Annotated in this window: 22 protein-coding genes; 14 read left to right on the forward strand and 8 right to left on the reverse strand. The window is 50.8% G+C overall.

Annotation, left to right across the window (positions count from 1 at the left end; translation table 11 throughout):
- Positions 1-19: 19 nt before the first annotated feature.
- Positions 20-625: a tellurite resistance methyltransferase TehB gene (tehB, locus tag ACFL9S_RS04070; protein WP_405260402.1), complete on the forward strand. Its 606-nt coding sequence runs from the start codon at positions 20-22 to the stop codon at positions 623-625.
- On the opposite strand, the gene ACFL9S_RS04075 is transcribed toward tehB, so the two are convergent.
- Positions 615-2,807, reverse strand: coding sequence for an EAL domain-containing protein (locus ACFL9S_RS04075; RefSeq protein WP_405260403.1), 2,193 nt, complete (start codon positions 2,805-2,807; stop codon positions 615-617). The genes tehB and ACFL9S_RS04075 overlap by 11 nt on opposite strands.
- A 369-nt stretch (positions 2,808-3,176) precedes the next feature.
- On the opposite strand from ACFL9S_RS04075, the gene ACFL9S_RS04080 reads away from it, so the two are divergent.
- The 4 genes from ACFL9S_RS04080 (at position 3,177) to denD (ending at position 7,473) form a co-directional block, all read left to right on the forward strand.
- The gene (locus ACFL9S_RS04080; protein WP_133845889.1) at positions 3,177-3,359 is read left to right on the forward strand and encodes a YfgG family protein; all 183 of its coding nucleotides are present in this window, start codon (positions 3,177-3,179) and stop codon (positions 3,357-3,359) included.
- A gap of 127 nt (positions 3,360-3,486) precedes the next feature.
- On the forward strand, positions 3,487-4,923 hold the full coding sequence (mgtE, locus tag ACFL9S_RS04085; RefSeq protein ID WP_405260404.1) for a magnesium transporter: 1,437 nt from the start codon (positions 3,487-3,489) through the stop codon (positions 4,921-4,923).
- A 223-nt stretch (positions 4,924-5,146) separates the two neighbouring features.
- Positions 5,147-6,469 carry an MFS transporter gene (locus ACFL9S_RS04090; protein WP_405260405.1) on the forward strand — a complete coding sequence of 441 codons (1,323 nt, stop codon included), beginning with the start codon at positions 5,147-5,149 and terminating at the stop codon, positions 6,467-6,469.
- Positions 6,470-6,486: 17 nt separating this feature from the next.
- The gene (gene denD, locus ACFL9S_RS04095; RefSeq protein ID WP_405260406.1) at positions 6,487-7,473 is read left to right on the forward strand and encodes a D-erythronate dehydrogenase; all 987 of its coding nucleotides are present in this window, start codon (positions 6,487-6,489) and stop codon (positions 7,471-7,473) included.
- Here denD and ACFL9S_RS04100 read toward each other — a convergent pair.
- Together ACFL9S_RS04100 and ACFL9S_RS04105 are read right to left on the reverse strand one after the other, a co-directional pair.
- The gene (locus ACFL9S_RS04100; RefSeq protein WP_405260407.1) at positions 7,427-7,933 is read right to left on the reverse strand and encodes a helix-turn-helix transcriptional regulator; all 507 of its coding nucleotides are present in this window, start codon (positions 7,931-7,933) and stop codon (positions 7,427-7,429) included. The genes denD and ACFL9S_RS04100 overlap by 47 nt on opposite strands.
- A gap of 149 nt (positions 7,934-8,082) precedes the next feature.
- Complete coding sequence (locus ACFL9S_RS04105; RefSeq protein WP_405260408.1) at positions 8,083-8,859, reverse strand: DUF3750 domain-containing protein; 777 nt, start codon at positions 8,857-8,859, stop codon at positions 8,083-8,085.
- Positions 8,860-9,261: 402 nt separating this feature from the next.
- On the opposite strand from ACFL9S_RS04105, the gene ACFL9S_RS04110 reads away from it, so the two are divergent.
- The 5 genes from ACFL9S_RS04110 to ACFL9S_RS04130 are packed head-to-tail and all read left to right on the forward strand — an operon-like array spanning position 9,262 to position 14,307.
- Positions 9,262-10,386: an FIST N-terminal domain-containing protein gene (locus ACFL9S_RS04110; protein WP_405260409.1), complete on the forward strand. Its 1,125-nt coding sequence runs from the start codon at positions 9,262-9,264 to the stop codon at positions 10,384-10,386.
- Entirely contained in the window at positions 10,379-11,479 is a 1,101-nt protein-coding gene (locus ACFL9S_RS04115; RefSeq protein WP_405260410.1) for a sensor histidine kinase, read from the forward strand. The genes ACFL9S_RS04110 and ACFL9S_RS04115 overlap by 8 nt, the downstream gene beginning before the upstream one ends.
- Before the next feature lie 5 nt (positions 11,480-11,484).
- The gene (locus tag ACFL9S_RS04120; protein ID WP_405260411.1) at positions 11,485-12,582 is read left to right on the forward strand and encodes an HDOD domain-containing protein; all 1,098 of its coding nucleotides are present in this window, start codon (positions 11,485-11,487) and stop codon (positions 12,580-12,582) included.
- Positions 12,575-13,714: a response regulator gene (locus tag ACFL9S_RS04125; protein WP_405260412.1), complete on the forward strand. Its 1,140-nt coding sequence runs from the start codon at positions 12,575-12,577 to the stop codon at positions 13,712-13,714. The genes ACFL9S_RS04120 and ACFL9S_RS04125 overlap by 8 nt, the downstream gene beginning before the upstream one ends.
- A 2-nt stretch (positions 13,715-13,716) precedes the next feature.
- Positions 13,717-14,307, forward strand: coding sequence for an SMI1/KNR4 family protein (locus tag ACFL9S_RS04130; protein WP_405260413.1), 591 nt, complete (start codon positions 13,717-13,719; stop codon positions 14,305-14,307).
- Positions 14,308-14,366: 59 nt separating this feature from the next.
- Here ACFL9S_RS04130 and ACFL9S_RS04135 read toward each other — a convergent pair whose 3' ends face one another.
- The 3 genes from ACFL9S_RS04135 to ACFL9S_RS04145 form a co-directional block, all read right to left on the reverse strand.
- Positions 14,367-14,588 carry a hypothetical protein gene (locus ACFL9S_RS04135; RefSeq protein ID WP_405260414.1) on the reverse strand — a complete coding sequence of 74 codons (222 nt, stop codon included), beginning with the start codon at positions 14,586-14,588 and terminating at the stop codon, positions 14,367-14,369.
- Between the two features lie 366 nt (positions 14,589-14,954).
- Positions 14,955-15,671: a Fic/DOC family protein gene (locus tag ACFL9S_RS04140; RefSeq protein ID WP_405260415.1), complete on the reverse strand. Its 717-nt coding sequence runs from the start codon at positions 15,669-15,671 to the stop codon at positions 14,955-14,957.
- Entirely contained in the window at positions 15,664-16,335 is a 672-nt protein-coding gene (locus tag ACFL9S_RS04145; protein ID WP_405260416.1) for a hypothetical protein, read from the reverse strand. Before ACFL9S_RS04145 ends, ACFL9S_RS04140 begins: the two co-directional genes overlap by 8 nt.
- 648 nt (positions 16,336-16,983) lie before the next feature.
- Here ACFL9S_RS04145 and ACFL9S_RS04150 point away from each other — a divergent pair.
- From ACFL9S_RS04150 to ACFL9S_RS04160, 3 genes are read left to right on the forward strand one after another with little or no spacing between them, the layout of a single operon-like run.
- Positions 16,984-18,210, forward strand: coding sequence for an ABC-three component system protein (locus ACFL9S_RS04150; protein WP_405260417.1), 1,227 nt, complete (start codon positions 16,984-16,986; stop codon positions 18,208-18,210).
- Positions 18,207-18,872, forward strand: coding sequence for an ABC-three component system middle component 1 (locus ACFL9S_RS04155; RefSeq protein ID WP_405260418.1), 666 nt, complete (start codon positions 18,207-18,209; stop codon positions 18,870-18,872). Before ACFL9S_RS04150 ends, ACFL9S_RS04155 begins: the two co-directional genes overlap by 4 nt.
- Complete coding sequence (locus ACFL9S_RS04160) at positions 18,847-21,186, forward strand: AAA family ATPase (protein ID WP_405260419.1); 2,340 nt, start codon at positions 18,847-18,849, stop codon at positions 21,184-21,186. The genes ACFL9S_RS04155 and ACFL9S_RS04160 overlap by 26 nt, the downstream gene beginning before the upstream one ends.
- A 148-nt stretch (positions 21,187-21,334) precedes the next feature.
- Here the strand turns inward: ACFL9S_RS04160 and guaA are convergent, their stop codons facing one another.
- Both guaA and guaB read right to left on the reverse strand, forming a co-directional pair.
- Entirely contained in the window at positions 21,335-22,915 is a 1,581-nt protein-coding gene (gene guaA, locus ACFL9S_RS04165; RefSeq protein WP_405260420.1) for a glutamine-hydrolyzing GMP synthase, read from the reverse strand.
- A gap of 84 nt (positions 22,916-22,999) precedes the next feature.
- On the reverse strand, positions 23,000-24,466 hold the full coding sequence (gene guaB, locus ACFL9S_RS04170; protein WP_405260421.1) for an IMP dehydrogenase: 1,467 nt from the start codon (positions 24,464-24,466) through the stop codon (positions 23,000-23,002).
- A 170-nt stretch (positions 24,467-24,636) separates the two neighbouring features.
- On the opposite strand from guaB, the gene xseA reads away from it, so the two are divergent.
- Positions 24,637-26,010, forward strand: a complete 1,374-nt coding sequence (gene xseA, locus ACFL9S_RS04175) for an exodeoxyribonuclease VII large subunit (protein WP_405260422.1) — start codon at positions 24,637-24,639, stop codon at positions 26,008-26,010.
- Positions 26,011-26,098 lie beyond the last annotated feature (88 nt).

A 26,098-nucleotide genomic window follows, 5' to 3' on the forward strand; every position in this document is an offset into this window, starting at 1 on the left:
AAATGATGAACTGAAAATCATGACTCAACATCCGGAAAGAGATTTCAGCAAGCAATACGGGCTTACCGCGCCTCATTCTGAAGTGGTGGAAGCCTTAGGTTTAATTGACGGCGGTAAAGCGCTGGATGTCGGCTGCGGCAGCGGACGAAATACGCTGTATCTCAACAGCAAAGGCTTTGAGGTGACGGCATGGGATAAAAATCCGGCCAGCCTGGCAAAGCTTGATCAGATTATCGCCGCAGAAAACCTGAGCGGCATTCATACCGCTGAGCAGGACCTCAACCAGCTGCGCTTTAACGGCGCTTACAACCTGGTGCTGTCAACGGTAGTGATGATGTTCCTGCAGCCTGAAACCATCCCGCAGCTGATTGCAGATATGCAGGCCAGCACGGTACGGGACGGTTATAACCTGATCGTGGCCGCGATGGACACCAGTGACTATCCTTGCAACCAGGGTTTTCCTTTCGCCTTTCAGTCAGGTGAACTCAGCAACTATTACCGTAAATGGCATATCGTCAAATACAATGAAGATATCGGCCAGCTGCACAGAACCGATGAAAATGGCCAACGCATTTCCCTGCGTTTTGCCACGCTGCTGGCACAGAAGTCAATGGTTAAGGTCTGACCGATGAGCTGGCCACTGTGTGTACAGAGGCCAGCTCATATAACGGTATCGGCGAACCCACGATATTCCCCTGCAAGTAATCCACACCCAGCTTACGCAGTGCTTCGGCAGTATCTTCTGTATCAACGCACTCAGCCACCACCTGCATTCGCTTCAGCCGCGCGACAGCACAGATCGATTGTATAATCTGATAATCCAGGCTGTTATCCAGCATATTGTTCACAAAGCTGCCATCGATTTTCAGTATATCGGCCTGTATCAGTTTCAGACGCGAATAGCTGGAATACCCTTTACCAAAATCGTCAATCGCTACCCGGCAGCCAAGATGGCGCAGCTGAGCAATAGAACGATTCCCCCAGCTGTGATCGCTAAGAATTGGCGACTCTTCCACTTCCACAATTAGCTGCCACGGCTCGATATCATTCACTTTAAGACGAGACTCAATATCTTCCACGAACTGTGGGCGGCATAACGTTGCAGCAAAAAAATTGACCGCAAAACGAATCCCTGGCACTTTTTCCCGGTGACGATGGATAAATGCCAGTGCCTGGTCAAGCATCATACTGTCCACTTCCCACGTCAGGCCGAACTCGCGCACCACGGACAGAAAATGCATGGGTTTAATGTGTTCACCCTGCGCATTCACCATGAACAGCAGGACTTCATAATAATCGTCGCCACGAATCCCCTTTATCTTTTGCGCCATCAGATGAAAACCACCGTTTTGCAATGCCTGCTGGATATCATGCAGCATCGCCACTTTTTCCGTGATTTGCCTTTGTACCGGCACATTTTGAGTCTGCTGCATATTTTCTGCGTGACCGCTGCGCAATGACATTTGTGCCATCGCACTCATCTCACCCAAAAGTTCGTACAGATGGAGCACTGGCGGAGTAACCGAGCAGTAGCTGATCCCGACATCAGGGTGAATTGGCAGGCCATCCCAGCTCAAATGGTAATCCTTCAGGCGGGCTTCAATCCCTTCGATGCGTGACTGATGCCCTGCATTCTCAAGACGTAAGACTAAATCGAAACCAGGAAGCTGATAAACATCCTCTCCAGGAAGCAGGTAGGGCTGGAGATGGACAGCAAGGCTACGTTTATACTGGATACGCAGTTGAAAACCATAGGTTCGGCTCAGGCGATCCAGATCAGGAATACACAAAAAACAGAGCGCAGAACCGGAACTCACGGCCAGATCCTTGCTTAAAGCACGCAAATTCGGCAAACCAATGACCGGATCGGTGAGCGCCATTTCACGGGCCTTAGCCAGCAGTCGACGCTGCCGGGTACTGATGGCCGACATCAGTAAAATCGTTAACGTGAACACCAGGAGGTTAGCAGAAACCACTGCCAAGTCATGCGGCTCCACCGAGGCGCTCATAAAACGATCGTGATACTGGTACAGCGCCATCAGCAATACCCCCCAACTGAGGGAAGTAAAGAGATAGCCAAAACGCAGAGCGGCCCACAGCATCAGCGGCAATAAAAAAGGCACGCCATACTCAGTAGTCAGCAAATTCTCCGGGCTGGACCTCAACTGCGTCAGCATCATCAGTGACGTCATCAGCATCACCAGCCATATCAACCACTCATGGCGTGTGACCGAGGGAGAACACTGCCGCTTACAGCGATCGATAAAAATGGATAAAAACCGGGGAGTGCGCAAAATGCGAATCAAAAAATAAAACAACTGCGACAGGGCAAGCGAGGCCAGCAGCGTCGATTGATAGTTGAGCAGGGTATGCAATGAAAAAGGGTCAGGGGCAAAAACCGAATTGTTTTTCGGTAAAATTCCCAACGGCATCATCAGCTGATTCAACAAAATAAACACCGTCGGCATAGCAAATGCCAGCCAAAAAAGACGGACCGAGGCCAGATACAGTTCACCAAAACTGATCCCCCAGCGCACCCTCTCCTGACTACGGTACCCCCACCAGCAGAGCATCAACGTGGCAAGGAATATGGAGATAATCAACACGGCTTGCAAACAGGTATAACGGGAAAAATAGTGAACACATAGCGCCATGAAAATGCCGGGCAGAGCAGCCCAGTCAAAAACCATTAACAGGGCAATCATCATCGCCAGAGGCAGGTAGATAAGATAAACATAGCCGCCAGGGATCCACAGCCTGACGGATAGCGAGGACGACAATGGCATGAGCAACAGCGCCAGCATCATGGGTAATCCCCACCAACGGTTGACAAGGCGCTTAAAAAGAGCAATTTTTTTCATTGGGATAGGATGTGTTTTAAGTGGGGTTTTTGCATTTGTATTCAAAAATATCAGCCATCGAAATGCTTATGAACGAAAAGATCTTATGAAATGTTGCAATAATGTAAGAGCAACACTCCATCATAAATTAATCTAGATCAATTTAATGACAATTAATGCGGAAGAAAAGGAGAGCGTATTCGCTACGATGTTAACTAAATGAATCTATTAGCCACATCCCCGTCGTTATCACAATATCTTTATCCCATTGACCTCGGTAGCCCGCTGTGCGTAAATTACACATCGCCCATTTGGGCTAATCACAGGAAATGTTGCGTGAACAGCGCTATGTCATTTAGAAAACGCCAGAAAACCGGACGCATGACCCGGGTCATTTTGCTGGTCAGTTTTATCATTTTGTTAGGACGGCTGATTTATGTCGTTCCCGGTGCTATCGAGCATCACCAGCAGAAAAAAAACGCCCCTGCGATCCCCACGACCGTCGTAAACGATAAGTAGCCACAACCCGGTGGCAATAATAAGCAGATGCTTTTCGGAGCTTTTGCCGATTAGTTATGTCTGAAATCCGCTAGACTGTAACTTCATTTCGTCTTCTTCTTTTTTTAGCCAGACAAAAGGATGTTGTATGTCTGTAGCACCTTCCCATGTTCAGCGACTGGCCGAAATTCGTAGCCGTATTCTTAATCTCCTGCTGAATGACAGCGATCTTGTCGACACGTTACATGAACGCCCGCTGCGTGAATCGCCAGCCGAAGCTGAGGTTCATCGTGAGCAAGTTGACGAGATTAAGCACACCCTTCCCCTGCTGCATGCCGCCGACATTGCAGACCTGCTGGAAGCGCTGCCGGAAGATGAGCGCCTGGCGCTGTGGCGACTGATTGGTAATGACCGCCGTGGTCAGGTGCTTGTTGAGGCATCCGAAAACGTCTGGGAAAGCCTGACGGAGGAGATGAGCGACCGCGACCTGCTGCGCGCTATCGCGCCTCTGGATATTGATGAACAGGCCTATATTGCCAAATATCTGTCGCGCGACTTAACGGGACGCCTGCTGACGTCACTTGACCCGGAACTGCGTTCACGCGTTCTGGATGTGATGCATTTCGACCGCGACCGCGTTGGTCGCATTATGGACTTCAAGCTGGTCACCATGCGCGCCGATGTCACCCTGGCTACCGTGCAACGTTTCCTGCGCCGGAGAAAGTCCATTCCCGATGGCACCGATAAACTGTTTATCACCGATAAAAATAACCGCCTGCTGGGTGAGCTGCCGCTGACGGAAATTCTGCTCAATACGCCTGACAAAAGGGTGCATGAGGTGATGAACGATCGCCCGACCACTTTTCTGATCGACGATAAAGCCGAAGAGGCAGCCGGTTCCTTCGAACGTTATAACCTGATTTCTGCTGCCGTTATTGATGCCAAAGGCAAACTGATGGGGCGCGTCACCATTGAGGATGTGGTCGACCTGGTCAACGAAGAGAACGACAGCCACATTCGTAAAATGGGTGGCGTGAATCCGGGCGAGGAGATCTTCGCCCCGGTGAGAAAATCAGTCCGCACCCGCTGGGCCTGGCTGGCAATCAATCTGTGTACTGCCTTTATTGCATCACGCGTTATTGGCCTGTTTGAGCACACGATTTCGCAACTGGTGGCACTGGCCGCGCTGATGCCGATTGTCGCCGGGATTGGTGGCAACACCGGTAATCAGACCATCACCATGATTGTGCGTGCGCTGGCGCTTCACCAGGTGGAGCCGGGGAACTTTACGTTTCTGATTGGACGTGAACTGTGCGTGGCGCTGATTAACGGCCTGTGCTGGGGCGGGATCATGGGCGGCGTCACCTGGGCGATGTACGGTAACCCGGCGCTTGGCGGCGTAATGATGCTGGCGATGCTGCTTAACCTGCTGCTGGCCGCTTTGATGGGTGTTCTGATCCCACTACTGATGATCAAAATGAAACGCGATCCGGCGGTTGGTTCCAGCGTGCTGATCACCGCGCTGACCGATACCGGCGGCTTCTTTATCTTCCTCGGGCTGGCGACGATCTTCCTGTTGCACTGATGAATAAGACATTACGTATTTTGTTATAAAATGATAACTCATGGTTAATGATGTGATTTATTGCGCAGATTTTCTCCTTCGCTGTCCCTAGTCTAACAAAAAACAACAATCCTTCTGTTCAGTTGCCTCTTCTGGTCACGGGTTTATCCCGTGATAACCGGAGCAGGACAACTGTTGCCTGAAGAAAGGATGTCTCCGCACTCTACGCGACAAAGGAAGTCCTATGAATCCATCAACAGCGGTTCCTGCTCCGCCACAGATTATCAGCGATGCGGAAGAGCAGGCCTGGAAACGTGCCGCCTGGCGCATCCTGCCCATCCTCACCGTCAGCTACATCTTTGCTTATCTCGATCGTATTAACGTCGGCATTGCTAAACTCCAGATGTCGAGCGACCTCGCCTTTTCTGAAACCGTTTACGGACTGGGCGCAGGTATTTTCTTTATCGGTTTCTTCTTCTTTCAGGTGCCGAGCAATATGGCGCTGCATCGGTTTGGTGCGCGTCGACTGCTGGCAATCCTGCTGGTCTCCTGGGCCATCATCGCGCCGCTAACGGCACTGGTCACCACGCCATTTCAGTTTTATGCCGTGCGTTTTCTGCTTGGCCTGGCCGAATCCGGGTTTTACCCCGGGGTGATTCTCTATTTGTCATTGTGGTTCCCTTCGTATCGCCGGGGGAAAATGTTCGCGCTGTTTGCCGCCGCCGTTCCGCTGTCCGGGCTGCTGGGTGGCCCGGTTTCCGGCTGGATTATGGCTTATTTCCATCATGCTCACGGTCTGGCGGGCTGGCAGTGGCTGTTTATTATTCAGGGCGTGCCGTCACTGTTGATTGGGCTACTGGTGCTGTGGCTTTTGCCCGACCGCATGGAACAGGCTCACTGGCTGAGTGCCGAGGAGAAAGCGCTGCTGAAAAGCCGCCTGAAGGAGGATGCGTGCCCGTCCTCGCCGTCAGAGGAACAGGCAACCCTGCACAACGTATTGTGCAACGGCAGGCTGTGGCTGCTGACGTTTATCTACTTCTGCCTGATTGCCGGTTTTTATACCGTCAGCTTCTGGCTGCCTACGCTGGTACACAACGCAGGCGTTGAGGATGTGTTTACCGTCGGTCTGCTGACAACCCTCCCTTATGCCGCCGCCATGATAACCATGATGGTCGCCGCACGCAGCGCCGACAAACATCGCGAGCGCCGCTGGCATCTTGCCGTCATTGCCATCATCGGCGGCGTCGGCATGGTGATTTCGGCGATCTACAGCAACAACCTGTGGATTGCCATGGTTGGTCTGACGCTGGGCGCAGCCGGTGGGTTAAGCACCCTTCCCCTGTTCTGGAGCCTGCCAACGGCCTTTCTTGGCGGCACCATGGCGGCTATCGGCATCGCGCTGATTAACTCTGTTGGTAACCTGGCCGGCTTTGTCGCCCCCTGGCTGATGGGCCTGTTGACCGATCTCACGCACTCCACCCTGACCGGCATGTTGATTATCTCCGGCACGCTGTTCGTGGGCGCAGCGGCGATCTTTTTGATCCCCGGTCGCATCGTCAACCGCTAACCTATACGAGGCACAGTATGAATATTGTCGTTACCGGCGCTGCCGGTTTTCTGGGAAAAAAACTGGTGCAGGCGCTGCTGGCTAAAGGCTGCTTGCATAACGCGCACGGACAACCACAAGCCATTAAACGGCTTACCGCGATTGATATCGCGCCCCTTGAGGGCATCGACGATCCGCGCCTTTCGGTGCAATGCGGTGATATCAGTCAGCCTGGCAGTCTGGAAACGCTGATTGGTGAACAGACCGATTCGGTCTTTCACCTGGCGGCGGTGGTTTCCGGCCAGGCGGAACAGGATTTCGATCTTGGCATGAAAATCAACGTTGATGGCGCGCGCCAGATAATGGAAAGACTGCGCGCACTGCCGCAGTGTGTGCGGCTGGTCACCACCAGCTCCGTCGCGGTGTTCGGCGGTAAACTGCCCGAGAAAGTGCCTGACGACCAGGTGTGGATGCCGCAAAGCTCCTACGGCACTCAGAAAGCGATGAACGACCTGTTGCTGTCTGACTACAGCCGCAAAGGATTTCTCGATGGCCGCAGCCTGCGTATGCCAACTATTGTTGTACGCCCTGGTAAACCCAATACTGCCGCCTCCAGTTTCGCCAGCAGCATCATTCGCGAACCGCTCAACGGGGAGAGCGCGACCTGCCCGGTCAGCCTGGCTACACGCCTGTGGTTGATGTCCCCGGCCAGGGCCGTCCAGGCGCTGATCCTCGGCCATGAACTGAACAGTGATGCGCTGGACAAAGGCAGGGTCATTAACCTGTGCGGCCTGTCCGTTACGGTGGAGGAGATGCTGGCGTCGCTTAGCCGCATCCATAGCGCTGGCGTGCTGTCGCACATACGCTACCAGGCAGACCAGACCATCGCTAACATCGTTAACTCCTGGCCCGGTGACTTCCACGCGAGCTATGCGCGCCAGCTCGGTTTCCAGGCTAATGAATCATTTGATGAAATGGTCAGAGAGTATCTGGCTGAGAGCGGTGCCGCAGAATCTCGTTGCTAAGATTGAGGTTTAACGCAGCGGCTGCCGCTTCCTGAACATTCTCAGGAACGCGGTAGCCGCCCCGGCTTTCCAGCCACGTCAGCACATCAGCAAGATGCCAGATCGTCGCAATCCCTTCGTGGATCGGTGCCGGAAAGGTAAGATAATGCGCCAGCATCAGCTTGCGCATATTTTGCCGGGTAACGCCTATCAGATCAGCGACATCCGTTAACCCGACATAATCGGGTGAGACTTCAAACAGCCGGGCATCCGGCAGCACGCTACGGATCTGTTCCAGTGCGCTCTCCATCGCCTGCTGCGCTGATGATGCTTCACGAATAAACTCCAGCGCGATACGCCCTGGAATGCCCAGACCAATCAGCGCATCGTCACAGCCCGCCTCAGCCAGCCGTTCAACCAGTACATCACTCGTTCCAGCCTGATCGGTTAACTGATATTTCAGTGTGAAGGTGTATTCCATGGCAAGTTATTCCTTCCATTGCGTTCAAATTGTTGGCAGCGATATTTCTGCCAGTATCGAACCTCACACGAAAGTTGTCAATTGACAACTTTCGTGACTCTATTCATTTTGTGGTGGACGGCGGGAATTTGTGGCGACAGGGCGCAATGTCAGGTTTCGGGGCTTTCTTTTTGCAGATTATCGCTGCCCAGGCCACCGATAAAGGGTAAGCGCAGCTGTAAAGGAGAGAACCCCAGCCCCAGATTCAGCCCCAGCACATTGATTTCAAATCCCTCTTCTGCGCCCAGCGTGACGGCAGCGACGCCCAGCACCGACACCTGCAATCCGCGCCCGGAAGGCGGCAACCCGATGGGGTTCAGCAGCGAACGGTAATCTTTGCCAATCGCATTGGCGGGCAGATTAAGCTTTAACGCGGGCACTTCACGGCCAATATGGGCCAGGAAGGTGTTGCTGTTGGGGCCAGGCCAGGCGTGATAGGTTTGCGGCCAGGGATAAGAGGCAATCGCCGCCACGATCCCAGGGATCATCGCTTCAGCTTCTGCCCCACGATGCTCCACCAGCAGGCGAGGACGTGAGCCATACCAGTAAGCATCCGGCAGATTGCGGTTACGCCGCACTTTATCGTCGCTGCCCCAGCTGATCACCTCATAGCGGGTGTAACGCGTCTCCCCGGCACGTTTGTAGATAATCCAGGGATGCACTGCCACCGCCCCTTTCCAGCCGTAGGTGGGGGCCGCATAAACCTGCACAATCGCCATCCTGGCATAGCGCTGCGGATCGGGCGCCTGCCCGGAAGCATCGCGCCGCGCCGTCGCCCATCCCTGAGCGCCCGCGTCATTATGGCGCGTGGCCTGCGCCAGGCTTGCTCCCAGCGACAGCAACGTAATACAAAGCAACACCAGGCTCAGTGCTTTCAGTGAAAACATAGTGGGGAGGATCCTCGCTTGATGTCGAATGGCAGCCTCTTTCTTATCATGCTGCCAGACTCTTTTTTCATGTCATCGCTGCACCGACCCTGATATTCCGGCACATCCGTCTTAAGAAGCATTAATAACATTTCTCAAACAAAAATATCTTTCTAACTCAAACTCCCTGTCAGGACATGCCCCTTTAAAAAAATGACCAATGATATCCACTCCGACTTAAGCAAATGCAAAGCGGAATAGGTTGCCATTCTGCATAGCAAAAACGGATAAGACTTTTTTGCCTGTTTGCTATTTTAACCACAAAGTCCTAGTCTGGCTTTACAGAATTATCTGACAGATTCTCTTATCAAATCCTTCCCAATGCCAGGCGAATGTTTCTTATTTCAATCAGGAGAAATCGTCGTGAATAGTCAGCTCATCTATGCCAGCAGCGCGTTGCAAGATCCGATCGCGGCGGTTGCCGAATTTGCCAATCAGTTAGGCAAGCAAGACATCGACACGCTCATTTTCTTCTGTTCACCTGATTACGACCTCGAGGTGTTGGGGCAAGAAATGAAAAAAGCTTTCTCCTGTCCCTGTGTCGGTTGTACATCATCAGGCCAGATTGGTACGGGGGGGTTCCAACACTCCGGTCTGGTCGGGCTTGGATTGGGAGGAGGGTTTCGAACCCACTCGTTTATGATCCATCCTTTGGCTGAGTACAGTCGGGTGACCGCCGAGATCGCTGAAGCGATCCGTTGTGATACTGAGGCCAGGCCCAATATGCAGCGCTTCGGCTTGTTATTGGTTGACGGCCTGTCGATGGCCGAGGAGCATCTGGTCGCCAACCTCTATCAGCAAATCGGGAACGTACCGATCATTGGTGGCTCCGCTGGCGATGACCTGCGATTCGAAAAAACGCACGTCTATGATGGCAACGGGAATTTTATTTCTAACGCCGCAGTCTTTGCCGTTGTCGAAACCCATTCCCCCGTTGCCACCTTCAAGGTCCAGCATTTCGAACCCAGTGATGTCGAACTGATCATCACCGAGGCTGACCCAGAGAAGCGGCTTATCCTGGAAATAAACGGTGAACCAGCAGCCCAGGTGTATGCAGAAGCTCTCGGGTTAACAGTAGCGGAATTGACGCCGACCGTGTTTTCGCGTAACCCGCTGGTGCTTTCCTTCGGTGACGAACCTTACGTCCGTTCAATCCAGAAAATCAACGAAGATCTCTCCCTGACGTGTTACTGCGCTATTGAAGAAGGTTTGATTGTCGCCATCGGTGAAGCGAAAGATCCCGTGGAGACATTAAGACAGGCCTTTGCCAAAGTTAACGAAACCATTTCCGAACCTGCTGTCATCATCGGCTGCGATTGTATTCTGCGTCGGCTGCAGTTTGAGCAGGAAGGCCTTGAGCAACAGATTGGCGAGGTGATGGTAGAGAATCGTGTCGTCGGGTTTTCAACCTATGGTGAGCAGTACAACGGGTTGCACGTTAACCAGACCTTCACCGGCATAGCCATTGGAGGGAAAAACAATGTCTGAAAACACATTCCCCTCAATGCCTGTCACGCCTCTGTCTACTGAAGACTATCAACGCAAGCTCACCGCGCGCGACAAGACGATTGATGTGCTTAAACGCCGCATAGTCCGGGAGGCAAGGCACAACCACTCCACACCATTTGCGATTTTGGAACAAAACGTCGGCCTTGAGAAAGTGGTCGCCCGCAAGACGCTGGAGCTGGAAAATGAACGCCATGAGCTGGAAAAAGCCCTGATTGAGTTACGCTTTGCCCAGACTCAGCTGCTTCAGGCGCAAAAGATGGAGTCGATAGGCCAGCTCGCTGCGGGCATTGCTCACGAGATCAATACCCCTACCCAGTATGTATCGGACAACGTGGGGTTCGTGAAAAATGCGACGGTGTCGCTGCTCAACCTGCTGGATGCGGCGTTGACGCTGGCTGACACCGCTCGTGTGAAATTGGCTGACGATCCCGCAGTGGCAGAGTTCGATGCCACTCTCAAACGTTCTAAAATGGATTTTCTACGACGCCAAATCCCGGGTGCTCTCGATGAATCCCTGGAAGGGCTGGGGCATATTGCCAAAATCGTCTCCGCCATGAAGGAATTTTCTCATCCTTCTCAAGGTGAGAAAGAACGGGTTGATATCCGTGACGTCATCAACACCACGGTCACCGTTGCCCGCAATGAATGGAAATATATAGCGGAGCTCGAAACACACTTCGAAGATAACCTGCAGCCACTGCCCTGCTTACGCGACATGATTGGCCAGGCTATTCTCAATCTGGTGGTTAATGCTGCACACGCCATTGCGGACACTATTCAGGAAGGAGTCAAAGAAAAAGGCCTGATTACGGTGTCCGCTGCACAACTGGGTGAATCGATGGTGATCCGGGTCACAGATGATGGCTCAGGCATTCCTGCTGCCATTCGCGACCGCATTTTTGATCCCTTCTTCACCACCAAAGCGGTAGGTAAAGGGACGGGGCAAGGGCTGGCGATTGTTTATTCCACCGTAGTGGACAAACATGGCGGGCAGATCCGTTGTGAATCGGAAGTCGGCGTAGGTACCACGTTTATCCTGCAGTTACCTCTTCAGTGCCAGACAGAGGAATAGCCGTAATGCAAGTGATGTTTGTCGATGATGAAAGCCGCGTATTATCAGGTATTGAAAGAGCCCTGGTGATGCAGGATACCGACTGGGAATGCCGCTTTGCCGGCAGCGGCCACGAAGCGCTGAAGTTGCTGGAAGAGATACCGGCTGACGTGGTGGTTTCCGACATGCGCATGCCGTTTATGGATGGTGCAGAATTGCTGAGCCAGGTACGCAGCCGCTGGCCAGGTACGATACGTATCATCCTTTCCGGTTACTCTGACCCCGATGCCACCCTGCGAATGCTTGATGTCGCGCACCGTTTTGTGTCAAAACCCTGCGACAGCTCGGTGCTGCTTACCATGGTAGGCAGTGCACTTTCCCTGCGCGATATGTTTCAGGATCCTGCGGTGATCGAGATCGTAGGCCGTATCAACCGCTTGCCTGCTGCCCCAAAAGTGTTTACCGAAGTGAGTCGTCTGATGGCCAGTCCCAACAGCGATACCCGACACATTGCCGCACTTCTGGGAAGCGATCCGGCCCTGAGTGCCAAAATTATGCAGCTGGCCAATTCCGCTTATTTCGCCAGAGGCAATCATATTCATGACATCGGCAACGCCATCACCCATTTAGGGCTGGAACAAGTGAAATTACTCGTTCTCGCCTCTCAGATCTTTTCTGAAGCCGGGACAGATCCTTATGTCGAACAGCTACAGAGGCATGCTTTGCTCGCCTCCACGCTAGCGGCACGCTTTTCAAACCATCAGGGCGTGGAATCCACGGCAGCACTGCTTGCCCGCATCGCGCTTCTGATCCCTGAAATGAGGGAACCTGCGTATATGATGGCAACCACGTGTGGGAATATTCCGCTGTATGCTGCAGTAGGTGCCTATCTGCTGGCGTTATGGGGCTTGCCCATCGATATCGTGGAGGCCGTAGCCAACCATGTGCAACCTGCGCTTTCCCTGGACCAACACTTCGGCGTAATCGGTACCGTTCACGTCGCGGTCGCTCTTGCTAATAACGTTGTCCCTGATACGGACTATCTCGACCACACTGGTGTGCTGGATCAACTGCCCTTGTGGCAAGAGATGCTCACCCATTCGCAGGAAAATCTCGATGACTGAAACCGCCTTACCCCGGGTGCTGTGCGTAGATGATGAGCCCAATGTCCTTGCCGCAATGGAGCGCAATCTGTTTGGTGAATTCGATGTTGTGGTCGCCCAAAGTGGTGATGCAGGGCTGGACGCCGTAGCCCGGGGCGAACCTTTTGCCGTGATTATGTCAGATATGCGCATGCCCGGTATGGATGGGGCGACCTTCCTCGCTAAAGTGCGTGAAGTCTCCCCTGACAGTGTACGCATCCTCCTGACGGGACAGGCCGACGTGGAGTCCTCCATCGCTGCTATCAACAAGGGGGCCATCTTTCGTTATCTCTGCAAGCCTTGTCCACGCGAGGATCTGTTTTCGGCCCTGAATGATGCCGTCAATCAGTACCGTTTAGTGCGCGCAGAAAAGGAATTACTGGCAACCACCCTGACCGCCTCCGTCAAAACGATGACGGAAGTGCTGGCGATGGTCGCTCCCTGGGCCTTCCAGCGTGCGGCTTTTGCCCAATCTTGTGTTCAACATGCCCTGCCGAAGTTGGGGTGGGCTGACGAATGGATTTACACCATCGCGGCCTCTTTAAGCCAGATCGGCTGTGTGGGCATCCCGGCCGATATTATGCAGGCCGATGCCGCCCAGCGAAAACTCACTGCCGATGAGAAAAAGCTCCTTCAGGAGCACCCGGAGGTCGCCAGTCGTCTGGTCGCGGGTATTCCACGCCTGGAACGGGTCGCCGAGATTATTCGTCATCAGGCGATAGAAGCGCCAATCAGTGCCCCCACGGAGGTGATTCGTGGCGCGCAGCTACTGCGTGCCGCGCTGGAACTGCAACGGCACATCACCCGGGGCGAGAACCTCGATCACCCCTGGGATGTTCTGCGTGCAGCGCGGCCCCCTATCCCCGAGTACATCATTAAATCTTTGTCTGACTTTCGCGCGAACGCGACTGGCGTGCGTTCGGCGCGGATTCGTGATCTGGTACCGGGCTGGGTGGTCGATGAAGATATCCTGACCACAAACGGTTTAATGGTGCTCACCAAGGGACATGAGCTGACTGACACTGCGATTTCCGCGCTGCTACGGTTACTCGCGGCCAATGCCGTCAGAGAGCCTATCCAGGTCCGTGGCCTGCCCGATGCTACGGGAGCTTAGTGATGACGACTGAGCTTATCTTGCCGGAATTTGCCGACGACACGGCAAGACTGAAGTGGTGGCGTGACTGCACACTGGCCTGGCTCGACCAATGGGAAAACCCTTCGCCTCTCACGCCGGTCAAACCAGAAGAGGTCGACGCACTTGAACAGCGCCTGGGCTGCACAATCCCCTCGTTACTGCGCACCTATCATGAGCAGATTGGCACCCTGGACCTGGCAGAAACGCTGTGCAGCGTGGCACCCGCAAAATACGCCACCATCGAACCGCTGCACAGCGCCTATCCCGGCATTACGGATATTCTGGACGGTGCGCCTGATGCCGACGCACAGTGGTCACTGGTCAATAAGCTGGTTGTCTTCGGTGACTATCTGGGCAACGGCAATATGTGGTGCTTCCATAGTGAAACGGGCGAGGTGTGGTACTTCGATCACGACAGCTCGCCGATGCTGACGCAGATGTTTCCCGACGTGGGCCAGTATCTGGATATCCTGATGTTCAAGTGCCTGCTGGAAGTGCATGGCGAAGAGGACAATGAAGAACTGCTGCGTGAACGACTGGGCGATGCCGTGGTGGAGAAATGGATGTATTGAAGCGGGAAGGAAAACACTGCCGGAGTTGGCGACTATAATCAGCCGCCATTTATATAAAATCAACGATCGTATTTAAATTTCACGAATTTGTTAATGTAAGCATTTAAACCATCGCCATTCCTTGCAAGCTTTTTCATATTTTCGACATGAGTAGCACCAGCAACATTATAGCTATATGTATAACTTCTGGCTGTACCAGAGAACCAAACCTCTATAGATTGATCACCGATTTCATATCCAACAACACCAGAATCGTTGTCTATATCTTTATAAGTTTCCATTCCTATCTCCAAAGTGTGGGTTTTTCATAATCATATCTATCAAGAACAGGTTAGTTAAAAACCTGTAGCAATATATAAAACCCCTAAAAATTTCAGATATTGATCAACATCAATTTAATTATAAAAAAAATATAGTGAATACACCAATAAGATTCACATTAAAATTAAATACTAAAAGACAGGGAGAGGGTTTTAAAAAACACACTTAAGGGATATTATGATTATTTTCGGTGGCAACTAAAAAACCTGACACAAAATAACACCACCATAATATCAATAATGTAAAGGTAAAATTTATTTTTCAGAAAAAAATGAGTTATCATCACACTTTGAAGGAATTTTTTACCTATAACGACACTCTTTTTTTCACAATCCTCGATTAAAATCAAACGATTGATACTTCTCAGCCACCAACTTATCTGAGTACTCACCATCAACCGTATTTTTAATGCTTTGCCCATCTAAACCTTGAAGATCATGGATAGTTTCGCCCCAAGATACTCGGTCTTGAGATTGCCCTTTAAAAGGTTCTAAATAGCTGTCCAAATGCCCTTTCAAAGGAGATTCAATCTCAGCGCTTAACGCTTTTAGGTAATCCATTTTATTAGTCAGATGCCAATTGATCGAAAAACCAGCTCGATGACAAAGTTCGCTATGGATAATCAACATAGTGCGCCCATTTCCATCGAGAAATGGATGACCGTACGCAAAAAAACCCATGACGTCTCCAGGACGCTTAAACATAGAATCCTTGTCCTGTCCTATGCGTAATCCTTCATCAACAGCCCGGCGCGCATCCTGAGGGTGACAGAAAACCGTGCCAGCCTTTGATACAGAACAATTAGGTGCTGTAATCTGTCGATCTTGACCAGCCCATGGATAAAACTCCTGAAACAGAATTTTATGAACTTCCAAAAAATCCTGATAACACAGAGTGCCGCGACTCTCCAGGTAAGCTAAAGCATCGTCTAATCCAGCTCGAAACATTGTATGCTCAAGTTCTCGAATAATTTCTGGATCTTTTTCTCCGTAAAGGTTTCGTAGGTAGCCAGATCGCTCAAAGTCATTAAATGGATCAAACACTTTTCTTTCGCTCCCTCAGATAATTGACAGCTAATACAGCAACGTCTTTTTTGGAAATTTTTCCTGCACGTTTCAAAGCGACAAGAAGATCTTCAATTCCATCATGTTTAACTTCGTCACCAGCCAAGCGAGTCACTGCATTAGCCCACTGATCCATCGCATTATAGGAATAAGAAACATTATGATAACGCGCAAGTTCTAACACATAACGGGCAACGTCTTTAGTGGGGAGTATCTCAGCGAGAGGAAAAATATTTTCTCTAACCCGAGGTCTACTGTGGTAACAACGAAACAAAACAGTCTTGCCATTAATGAAAAATTTACGTTTTATTCTCGGCGTTTCAGTCTCAACGACAATTTCATCTGTCAGAGTATTTTCATTAGTGACGAAAAACTTTTTCTGATGGAGCACAAAACCCAATTTTTCGGCCGCTTCACGAATAATAACATTAAGACTTCCTTGTGCTTTTATATTGTTATCAGCCACTTTTTTTGCTTTTGCGTAAACGCCACGAGAAATACGAAGAAGCTCCCCGTTCTTTACGAACAAATTCAACACATGTGTGACTTGAGTCTGGCTTCCTAATGAAGCCACGTCCGATCGAGATAACACAACGCCAGAACGACGATTGATCGACTGACGCATACGAGATTCGAGTTTCATAAAAACCCCCTTTAAAACCACCGTTAATTTTAACAAAAAAACCGAAAAAACTCAATTTTCTCATTAAATTACAGTCAATTAATGAACATTCAAAGACTTACAAATCGACTTTAAGTGTCATAGAGCATTGGGGAATAATGACTAAAAAATTAACGATAAAACTATGTCTTCTGTTGCGAGGCATCTCAAAAATGTCCAACGTCATGTGTTCAGCCTAATCAAGCCATGCAGATTTATCGATCAACAGATTCAGTCTCATTCACGCTCGCTCCATGTCGTACCGACCGTTGCTATGGTGAACTTTCCATTCATTCATCCTTTGCTACTGAAGCAACAGGACAGTGCATTCGGCGGGATCGCCCTCGCGACATACTTCGGCGAGCATCGTTCTTATAACCCTGCATGTGGGGGCGGACCAACTGAAGCGGAATACTAGCATCCCAGCAACCTTGGTTTAACTCTAAAAACCATATTCGGCATCTTAACTGCGGCAGAACAGATATTGCTAAACGATCTCCTCATGGCAGATGCGGTTTTATGTGATCGAGTTCCCCTACATGTTCATGCATCAGACTAAAAAAAACGATCGCCCCGTGATATCATCCCTCAACTCAAGTACTGCATAACTGTGTGGTGAAAGGAGTCAACATGAGCGATCAGGAAGCAAGTAAGTACCCGCATAGCGCAATTTCCACTTGGAGTGGATTTGTCTATCAAGGTAAAGTGGCGCTGTATCATTGCCTAAAGCTAATTAATCAAGGCGATAGTGAATTCCAGCTACAACTAGATAGCACAGACGATTTCGCGATTTACAAAAATGAAAAACTAATTAGTGCCCATCAAGTTAAAGCAAAAATAGGCGACTATCGCAGCAACTACAAAGAGGCTTTAGAAAAATCAGCTAGTATAGAGCTAGATAGAATCGCAGGAATTAAAAGATATTTTCACATATCCCAACCCATAAATGATCATAGTGATTACTTGGCAACCAATCACGAGCGCGTTGAATTCTATGCATATGGTGAATTTCGACATTGCGAACTTGATAAAATAGAAGAACTGACAAAGCAAATTATCAAAGAAATTTATGTCCGCCAGACAATTTTTTTTGATGACAGCATGATAGAAGCAAATTACTGCCTATTATCAGAAAAAATAAGCTCGCAAGCGCTAACTATTCACGCAAGAATACAAAATGAAGGTGATGCTCAGCGTAAAGCAGCTTACGAACACCGAGTGACTGCAGCAAATATTCTTGCAGATATAACGGACGCGAATCCGTATGAAAGAAAAGACTATTTCTCGATTGAGTTGAAGGCACGCCTCCACACTCATCTGGAAGAGAGACTAACTGAATCACTCCCATGTATGTCGGACACTGCCTACAAAAGAGCTAGACGTATATATGAGCTTATAAGGCTCTCTGAGGGCGGCGATTTCAAAACACTCTGTCAACTGATGAAGCCCTCAGAGAAATTCTCACGCATTCAGAATTCAGACATACGTAGATACTCAGATCTCTTACATACGATTGATGCCGAGCCAATCTTAAAAAGACTACCACATTATTTGGATAGCAATAATAAATTCTATGCACCAACAGCATTATATTTACCAGAACCAACAGACAAAAAATACTGCACATCTGAGATTATCGCCGAAATAAAAAATAACGATGATCTAGGAAGGCTTTTATTCGAATTTAACAATCTGATTGCAGCTAAGGCAAACGAGAGTTTCATAATTGATACCAAATATACAAACTGTTTCGATGAAATCTCCATTGATGACCAAGACCGCATCGATAGCAACATCACCAAAAGTTTATGCATCAGCATTTTGACAAAGGACGACGCAGAGGCTCGACTTAAATGATCATTGACATTATTCACCAAGCTCTAGATGCACACGATTTTTCCAAAGTACATGAGAACGACACAACCGGCTTCTATGTTCGGGAGAACGGTACGGCGATCCGATTTGCAGTTTTGCACAGGTTAGACAATTTAATGAAACCTGGAGATCTAAATGCTATTATCAACCAGTCCGCGCCGGTAGCATTCACAGCTGATCCAGCATTTAAAAAAAACTGCGACTTAATCTGCATTCATCATCTCGACAAGTTGGCAGAATTCAAGAACCACGAAGAACATATTTTTGAAATCGAAGAAGATCCACACTTCTACAAAAAATATGTGCTTTATTATAGCGACACTGAAATGGAGGCTATTAAGGGCCTGGACTTCGCCAACCTAAAAAAATTAATATCAGATAAAACACAATTCGACATATATAAAAACGAACCAACAGCAGCCACCAAATATAGCACAGCTGCAAAAATATTCATCAAACTACCTTTCTTGTCGCTCCAAATAAACAAAGTGGAACTAGTACCACTTCGCCTACAAATTGGGGAGGCCGTGGCTGAATCCGACCTTACCAAGACTTATGAAACCATACAGAAACACGGCCAAATAAATATCGAAGACTTAATTAAGGAGTTGATTACCGATGAACTGGAAAATTTCCAAAATTGAGATTTCTAGCTTTAAGGCTTTCAAACAAATCCATCTGGATTTCGGCGATTCATCACTTCTGACCCTCGATGGCCCCAACGGCTTTGGCAAGACAAGCATATTCGATGCCATCGAACTACTGCTAACTGGAGGTATAAAACGGATTTGTCATCTATTCAATACCTTAATGATGGGTAAAAGAACTAATTATGATGACAATCTTCTCTGGAACAACCGATCGGGGAATAAAGACCTTGTAATCAAGATAGAGTTCTTCAATGGCTCGCGCAAACTTGTTCTAGCAAGGCATACTTCCGCAGCAAACTTTGACGAGAAGTCGAACAATCGTGCCGACCAATTCACCCACCTCATGCTTTACGAACTACCCGAATTTTCTTCTAACGATTACATAGCAGAAAATTTTCGAGAAGATAATTTTATTGAAGATGTCTTTGGCAAAAATTTTAAAGAAAACTTCTCATACTTGAATTATTTGGAGCAAGGCCAAAACCAGCTCCTACATACGCGAGTAGACAAGCGTAAAGAGGCATTAAACAACCTCTTTAACATTAGCGACGTCAAGGCAGAAACTGACAACTGTAAATCTATCGCTTTGCGTCTGACAAAGTTTATTGGTGATGCTAAACGTGCTGCTGATCTATCAAGGTTAGAATCTGAAGCCAAATTGCTCAAGGGAATGATTCAAGCCGACCTAGGAGCAATTGAATATAAAAAGATTTCCACCGCAATGCTTCAACCTGGCTGGGACAAAGAAACCCCCTTCCCCACCTACTCTGCGGACATTCACAGTGAATACAACGAAAATATCCAGCGACTTCAAAGACTGGCTCTACTTAAAAGTGCGATACAGATCAGGGATAAAAACGATTCTATTGAAAATTATATCGAGCTTAACAAGGACTCGGTGAAGAGCCTAGCAAGTTTTGGCAATGATTTAAATAAGCTGAATGACCTAGATGTCACCAAAAAAGAGTTAAACGACCTGCTCAAATGGAGCGGGGTCATCAAACGTGGCACTACACTCATCAAGGCCGATGAGGCCAAAAGCTTTCCCAGATGGGGCCAAGGACGCTTGGAATGGTTCCTTGAGCAAATTGTTACACGTGACGCGCTTCAGCAAAAGAGCAGCTCTAATAACAACGCCGCTGCAGAGCTGAATCGTCTAAAAGCGGAACTGGTGGCTGAACATGCTAAAGTCAATGCCGACGATCAGCATTGCCCATTGTGTGGTGCTGACTGGCAATCCCATAAAACTATGCTACAAAAGATTGAGCTCAGATCAAAGCAGATTAATGATGCGCTAAGCGCTGACGGCCAGGCCCTAATAAATCTCACAGGGATGATGGCTGCGGAGCTGACAGTGATTGAAGCTCAGATCCAGTCCCGAGAAGCTCAGTTATCCTTTGGGTATAACAGCACCCTACACAACGCCCTGCTCCGTGATCAGGCTCGGCTGCCAGCAATTACCCAACTTGCCGCCCGGCTTCAAACCTTAGGTTTACAGCTTAACCACTCGTTCTCCGAAAACGCGGAGGTGGTGGACACTAGGACTCAGGCTTTGATAGCTTTCATAAGAGGCAAAAAAACAGCTGAAACAGAACCTCTGCCGCAAGATTGGAGAAAGGTCATTACAGCTGCCTTCAGTGAGCTGCAGGACTTCTATATCATCGAGCCTCAAACGCTGAAAGACAAAGAGCTATACGTCGCTGCTAAGGCAAGCGAAGCGCAGAGTAATAGGCTGAAACAATGCCTTGATGAGCTACAGGTCATTCAGCGTGAGACCAACGCGGCGCAGATTGCCAAAGATAAGGTCAATAACCTAAAGGCTACCTTGGAGAAAACAGAACGCAGCTACTCTGAACAAACGATTTCTGAAATTGAGCTAATTTTCCATATTTATAGTGGAAGACTTATTCAGAACTATCAGCGAGGCTTGGGTCTGTTTATCGAAAGCAAAGATGGTAAAGAGCTCAGATTCCTTACAGCTGAAAAGTCTGAGTATGATGCGCTTCTGTCGATGAGCTCCGGGCAAGTTTCGGCGCTCAGCCTGGGCTTCTTCCTTTCGCTGAATCGAGTTTACTCGAGCGTACCCCTTATCCTGATCGATGACCCATCCCAATCTCTGGATGAAGTCAACATTGCATCTCTGACTGACCTACTTCGCTGTGAGTTCAGCAATCGTCAGTTAATCGTTTCCTCACACGAGGACGACATCTCTGCGTATATGCGCTATCGCTTCACTAAGGCAGGCCTTAGCACCCGTTCACTCAACATGCAACGCTTGGCTAAGGAAGCTCTGGTACAGACAAATTAGCCTTATACCTTAAAGAACTACCTCGCATTGATGGTATTGTTCAATATGATCACATTTGCGAGTTGGACTGCAAAAAAATGCCATTGATGATGTGAGTTCCATCGTCAATGGCATAATTTATCTAGATAAAAAGACAGTTAAGAAGGGATCATTCCCACTCAATCGTCGCCGGTGGTTTACCTGAAATATCGTAAACCACACGGGAAATCCCGTCGACTTCGTTGATGATGCGGTTGGAAACGCGGCCGAGGAAATCATACGGCAGATGCGCCCAGTGTGCGGTCATAAAGTCGATGGTTTCGACAGCACGCAGGGAAACTACCCAGTCGTACTTACGGCCATCGCCCATCACACCCACGGAGCGAACCGGCAGGAAGACGGTAAAGGCCTGGCTGACTTTGTTGTACAGGTCGGCTTTATGCAGCTCTTCAATGAAGATCGCATCGGCACGACGCAGCAGGTCACAGTACTCTTTCTTCACTTCGCCCAGTACGCGCACACCCAGGCCCGGGCCTGGGAACGGGTGACGGAACAGCATCGCGTGTGGCAGGCCCAGTTCCAGACCGATTTTACGCACTTCGTCTTTGAACAGCTCACGCAGTGGTTCAACCAGGCCCATCTTCATTTCTTTCGGCAGGCCGCCCACGTTGTGGTGCGATTTGATCACGTGCGCTTTACCGGTGGCAGAAGCGGCAGATTCAATCACGTCAGGGTAAATGGTTCCCTGCGCCAGCCACTTCACGTCTTCCAGCTTCAGTGCTTCTTCATCGAAGACTTCAACGAACACGCGGCCGATGATCTTACGCTTGGCTTCCGGCTCATCTGTGCCTGCCAGTGCATCGAGGAAACGTTCTTCGCCTTTCACATGGATGATGTTCAGACCGAAATGGTCCCCAAACATATCCATCACCTGCTCTGCTTCGTTCAGGCGCAGCAGGCCGTTGTCGACAAAGACGCAGGTCAGACGGTCGCCAATCGCGCGGTGCAGCAGCATCGCGGTCACAGAGGAGTCAACGCCGCCGGACAGGCCGAGAATCACTTTATCGTTACCCACCTGCACACGCAGGCGTTCAACGGCATCTTCGATGATTTTAGCCGGGGTCCACAGGGCTTCACACTGGCAGATATCCAGCACGAAACGCTCCAGCAGACGCAAACCCTGGCGGGTGTGAGTCACTTCCGGGTGGAACTGCACGCCGTAGAAGCGCTTATCTTCGTTAGCCATAATGGCAAACGGACAGGAGTCGGTGCTGGCAACGGTCACGAAGTCAGACGGGATCGCCGTCACTTTGTCACCGTGGCTCATCCACACGTCCAGCAGCGGCTTACCGGCCGGGCTGATCGCATCTTCGATATCGCGGATCAGGGCGCTGTTGGTCTGTACTTCAACCTGCGCATAACCAAATTCACGCTCGCTGGAGCCTTCAACTTTACCGCCCAGCTGCATCGCCATCGTCTGCATGCCGTAGCACACGCCCAGAACCGGCACGCCAGCGTTAAACACATAGTCAGGTGCACGTGGACTGTCGTTTTCAGTGGTGCTTTCAGGGCCGCCGGAGAGGATGATGCCGTTCGGGTTAAAACCACGAATCTGCTCTTCGGTCACGTCCCACGCCCACAGTTCACAGTAGACACCCAGTTCGCGCACGCGGCGGGCAACCAGTTGCGTATACTGCGAACCGAAATCGAGGATCAGGATGCGATGTTTATGAATATTTTCCGTCGTCATTGGGCTATTCCAGGCGATGTAGTACAAATTCGGGATTACGAGTAAAACGCCCGGCAGTGAAGCCGGGCGTGCAGTACAGGGTTATCAGGAACCCATGCGGTAGTTCGGAGACTCTTTGGTGATGGTCACGTCATGAACGTGGCTTTCCTGAATACCCGCACCGCTGATGCGCACAAATTCAGCCTTGGTGCGCAGGTCGTCAATGGTAGCACAGCCGGTCAGCCCCATACAGGAGCGCAGGCCGCCCATTTGCTGGTGTACGATCGCTTTCAGGTAGCCTTTGTAGGCGACGCGGCCTTCGATACCTTCCGGCACCAGTTTGTCAGCAGCGTTGTCGGTCTGGAAGTAACGGTCAGACGAACCTTTAGACATCGCGCCCAGGGAACCCATACCACGATAAGACTTGAATGAACGGCCCTGGTAGAGTTCGATTTCGCCCGGCGATTCATCAGTCCCGGCCAGCATGGAACCGACCATCACGGCAGCAGCACCGGCGGCGATGGCTTTGGCTATATCACCGGAGAAGCGGATACCGCCATCAGCGATAACCGGAATACCCGTACCTTCCAGCGCTTCTACCGCGTCAGAAACGGCAGTAATCTGCGGCACACCGACGCCCGTCACGATACGGGTCGTACAGATTGAACCAGGGCCGATACCCACTTTCACCGCGCTCACACCCGCTTCAACCAGCGCCAGCGCGCCAGCACCTGTTGCGACGTTCCCGCCAACGATTTGCAGGTCTGGATATTTCGCACGGGTGTCACGGATACGTTGCAGTACACCTTCAGAGTGACCGTGTGAGGAGTCGATCAGCAGCACGTCAACACCGGCCGCAACCAGCGCGTCCACACGCTCTTCGTTACCGGCACCGGCACCCACAGCAGCGCCTACGCGCAGGCGGCCGTGCTCGTCTTTACAGGCGTTAGGTTTACGTTCGGCTTTCTGGAAGTCTTTTACGGTGATCATGCCCAGCAGGTGGAAGCTGTCATCCACCACCAGCGCTTTCTCAACGCGTTTTTCGTGCATTTTGTGCAGCACGACTTCACGCGCTTCGCCTTCTTTCACCGTCACCAGACGATCTTTCGGCGTCATCACCGCAGAAACAGGCAGGCTCAGGTCAGTCACGAAGCGGACGTCACGGCCGGTGATGATCCCCACCAGTTCGTTTTCGCCATTCACCACCGGGTAACCGGCAAAGCCGTTACGTTCGGTCAGAACTTTCACTTCGCTCAGCGCGGTCGTTGGCAACACGGTCTGCGGGTCAGTGACTACGCCGCTTTCGTGTTTCTTCACTTTGCGCACTTCTTCAGCCTGGCGCTCAATGGACATGTTTTTGTGGATAAAGCCCAAACCCCCTTCCTGTGCCAGTGCAATAGCCAGACCGGCTTCGGTCACGGTATCCATAGCAGCGGACAACATAGGAATGTTTAAACGGATGGTTTTGGTAAGTTGGGTGCTGAGGTCAGCCGTGTTTGGCAGTACAGTTGAATGTGCAGGAACGAGCAGAACGTCGTCAAATGTCAGGGCTTCTTTAGTGATTCTTAGCATGGCAATATCTCAACCTCAGGGTGAATGAGAACTTGTAAAATATTGCCGCGGCATTATACAGGGCGTAATCGATTGCCTCCAGCATTATTTACGAAAAACTCTTGATCCCCTGAGTAAGCCATGTAGTATCGGTTAATTAACCCTCTGATTTAAAGTTTGATCTTCATCACATGTCGCTACCTCCAACCGCCAATATTTTTACCGTCAGCCGTCTGAATACGACAGTGCGCAAGCTACTGGAGATGGAAATGGGCCAGGTCTGGTTGAGCGCGGAGATCTCAAATTTCTCCCAGCCCTCTTCCGGTCACTGGTACTTCACATTGAAGGATGATGGCGCCCAGGTTCGCTGTGCTATGTTCCGTAACAGCAACCGCCGCACCACCTTCCGTCCGCAGAATGGTCAGCAGGTTTTGGTGCGCGCCACCATCACGCTGTATGAACCGCGCGGCGACTACCAGTTGATTGCCGAAAGCATGCAACCCGCCGGAGATGGCCTGTTGCAGCAGCAGTTCGAGCAACTGAAGCAGCGGCTGATGTCAGAAGGACTGTTTGAGCAGAGCCATAAACAGGCCCTGCCGGATCCGGCACGCCAGGTCGGGGTGATCACCTCTGCCAGCGGTGCCGCGCTACACGACGTGCTACGCGTGCTACAGCGACGCGACCCGTCACTGCCCGTGGTTATCTACCCAACCCAGGTACAGGGCGCAGAAGCGCCCTCAGGCATCGTACGGGCCATTGAGCTGGCCAACGCCCGCAATGAGTGCGATGTGTTGATTGTCGGACGCGGCGGCGGCTCGCTGGAAGATCTCTGGAGTTTTAACGACGAACGTGTGGCACGGGCGATTTATGCCAGCCGTATTCCGATTGTCAGCGCCGTCGGCCATGAAACCGATGTGACCATCGCCGACTTCGTTGCTGACCTGCGCGCGCCAACGCCCTCGGCGGCGGCAGAGCTGGTTAGCCGTAATCAGATTGAACTGCTGCGCCAGCTTCAGTCACAGCAACAGCGGCTGGAAATGGCGATGGATTATTACCTCGCACAACAGCAGCGTACTTTCACCCGCATTCAGCATCGTCTGCAACAGCAGCATCCGCAGCTGCGCCTGGCGCGTCAGCAGACCGCGCTGATGAAGCTCCAGCGCCGTCTGGATGATGCTATGCAGCAACGCCTGCGTCAGGCCTCACGCCAGCAGGAGCGCATCGGGCTGCGTCTGACCGCCATTCGCCCGGAAATGCGCGTCCAGCGCGCCGGGCAGCAGTTGCAGCAGTGGCATTACCGCCTGCAACAGGCGATGCAGCAGCAGCTCAATGCCAATAAGCAGCGCTTCGGCAATCTTGCCGCCCAGCTGGAAGGCGTCAGTCCGCTGGCGACGCTGGCACGTGGCTTCAGCGTCACCACGGCGGCTGACGGCCAGGTGGTGAAAAAGACCCAACAGCTGCACCCGGGTGACATGCTGAAAACCCGCCTCGATGACGGTTGGGTGGAGAGTGAAGTCACCGCGATTACGCCAGTGAAAAAGACACGTAAAAGCAGCGCAACCTGAACCCCGCTCAGGTTATCCGGTTGCCCATAAAAAAAGGCCCCTTCTGAACTGAACCCCAAAACCTAGACGGTTTAGTTAACAAGTCGCC

It is taken from the genome of Erwinia sp. AnSW2-5, assembly GCF_045107195.1.
In the GTDB taxonomy this organism is placed as follows: domain Bacteria; phylum Pseudomonadota; class Gammaproteobacteria; order Enterobacterales; family Enterobacteriaceae; genus Erwinia.

Coding starts and splice junctions, on each gene's coding strand:
- tehB (WP_405260402.1), top strand. CDS start 20: ATGACTCAACATCCGGAAAGAGATTTCAGCAAGCAATACGGGCTTACC.
- ACFL9S_RS04075 (WP_405260403.1), bottom strand. CDS start 2,807: ATGATGCTGGCGCTGTTGCTCATGCCATTGTCGTCCTCGCTATCCGTC.
- mgtE (WP_405260404.1), top strand. CDS start 3,487: ATGTCTGTAGCACCTTCCCATGTTCAGCGACTGGCCGAAATTCGTAGC.
- ACFL9S_RS04090 (WP_405260405.1), top strand. CDS start 5,147: ATGAATCCATCAACAGCGGTTCCTGCTCCGCCACAGATTATCAGCGAT.
- denD (WP_405260406.1), top strand. CDS start 6,487: ATGAATATTGTCGTTACCGGCGCTGCCGGTTTTCTGGGAAAAAAACTG.
- ACFL9S_RS04100 (WP_405260407.1), bottom strand. CDS start 7,933: ATGGAATACACCTTCACACTGAAATATCAGTTAACCGATCAGGCTGGA.
- ACFL9S_RS04105 (WP_405260408.1), bottom strand. CDS start 8,859: ATGTTTTCACTGAAAGCACTGAGCCTGGTGTTGCTTTGTATTACGTTG.
- ACFL9S_RS04115 (WP_405260410.1), top strand. CDS start 10,379: ATGTCTGAAAACACATTCCCCTCAATGCCTGTCACGCCTCTGTCTACT.
- ACFL9S_RS04120 (WP_405260411.1), top strand. CDS start 11,485: ATGCAAGTGATGTTTGTCGATGATGAAAGCCGCGTATTATCAGGTATT.
- ACFL9S_RS04125 (WP_405260412.1), top strand. CDS start 12,575: ATGACTGAAACCGCCTTACCCCGGGTGCTGTGCGTAGATGATGAGCCC.
- ACFL9S_RS04130 (WP_405260413.1), top strand. CDS start 13,717: ATGACGACTGAGCTTATCTTGCCGGAATTTGCCGACGACACGGCAAGA.
- ACFL9S_RS04135 (WP_405260414.1), bottom strand. CDS start 14,588: ATGGAAACTTATAAAGATATAGACAACGATTCTGGTGTTGTTGGATAT.
- ACFL9S_RS04145 (WP_405260416.1), bottom strand. CDS start 16,335: ATGAAACTCGAATCTCGTATGCGTCAGTCGATCAATCGTCGTTCTGGC.
- ACFL9S_RS04150 (WP_405260417.1), top strand. CDS start 16,984: ATGAGCGATCAGGAAGCAAGTAAGTACCCGCATAGCGCAATTTCCACT.
- ACFL9S_RS04155 (WP_405260418.1), top strand. CDS start 18,207: ATGATCATTGACATTATTCACCAAGCTCTAGATGCACACGATTTTTCC.
- ACFL9S_RS04160 (WP_405260419.1), top strand. CDS start 18,847: ATGAACTGGAAAATTTCCAAAATTGAGATTTCTAGCTTTAAGGCTTTC.
- guaA (WP_405260420.1), bottom strand. CDS start 22,915: ATGACGACGGAAAATATTCATAAACATCGCATCCTGATCCTCGATTTC.
- guaB (WP_405260421.1), bottom strand. CDS start 24,466: ATGCTAAGAATCACTAAAGAAGCCCTGACATTTGACGACGTTCTGCTC.
- xseA (WP_405260422.1), top strand. CDS start 24,637: ATGTCGCTACCTCCAACCGCCAATATTTTTACCGTCAGCCGTCTGAAT.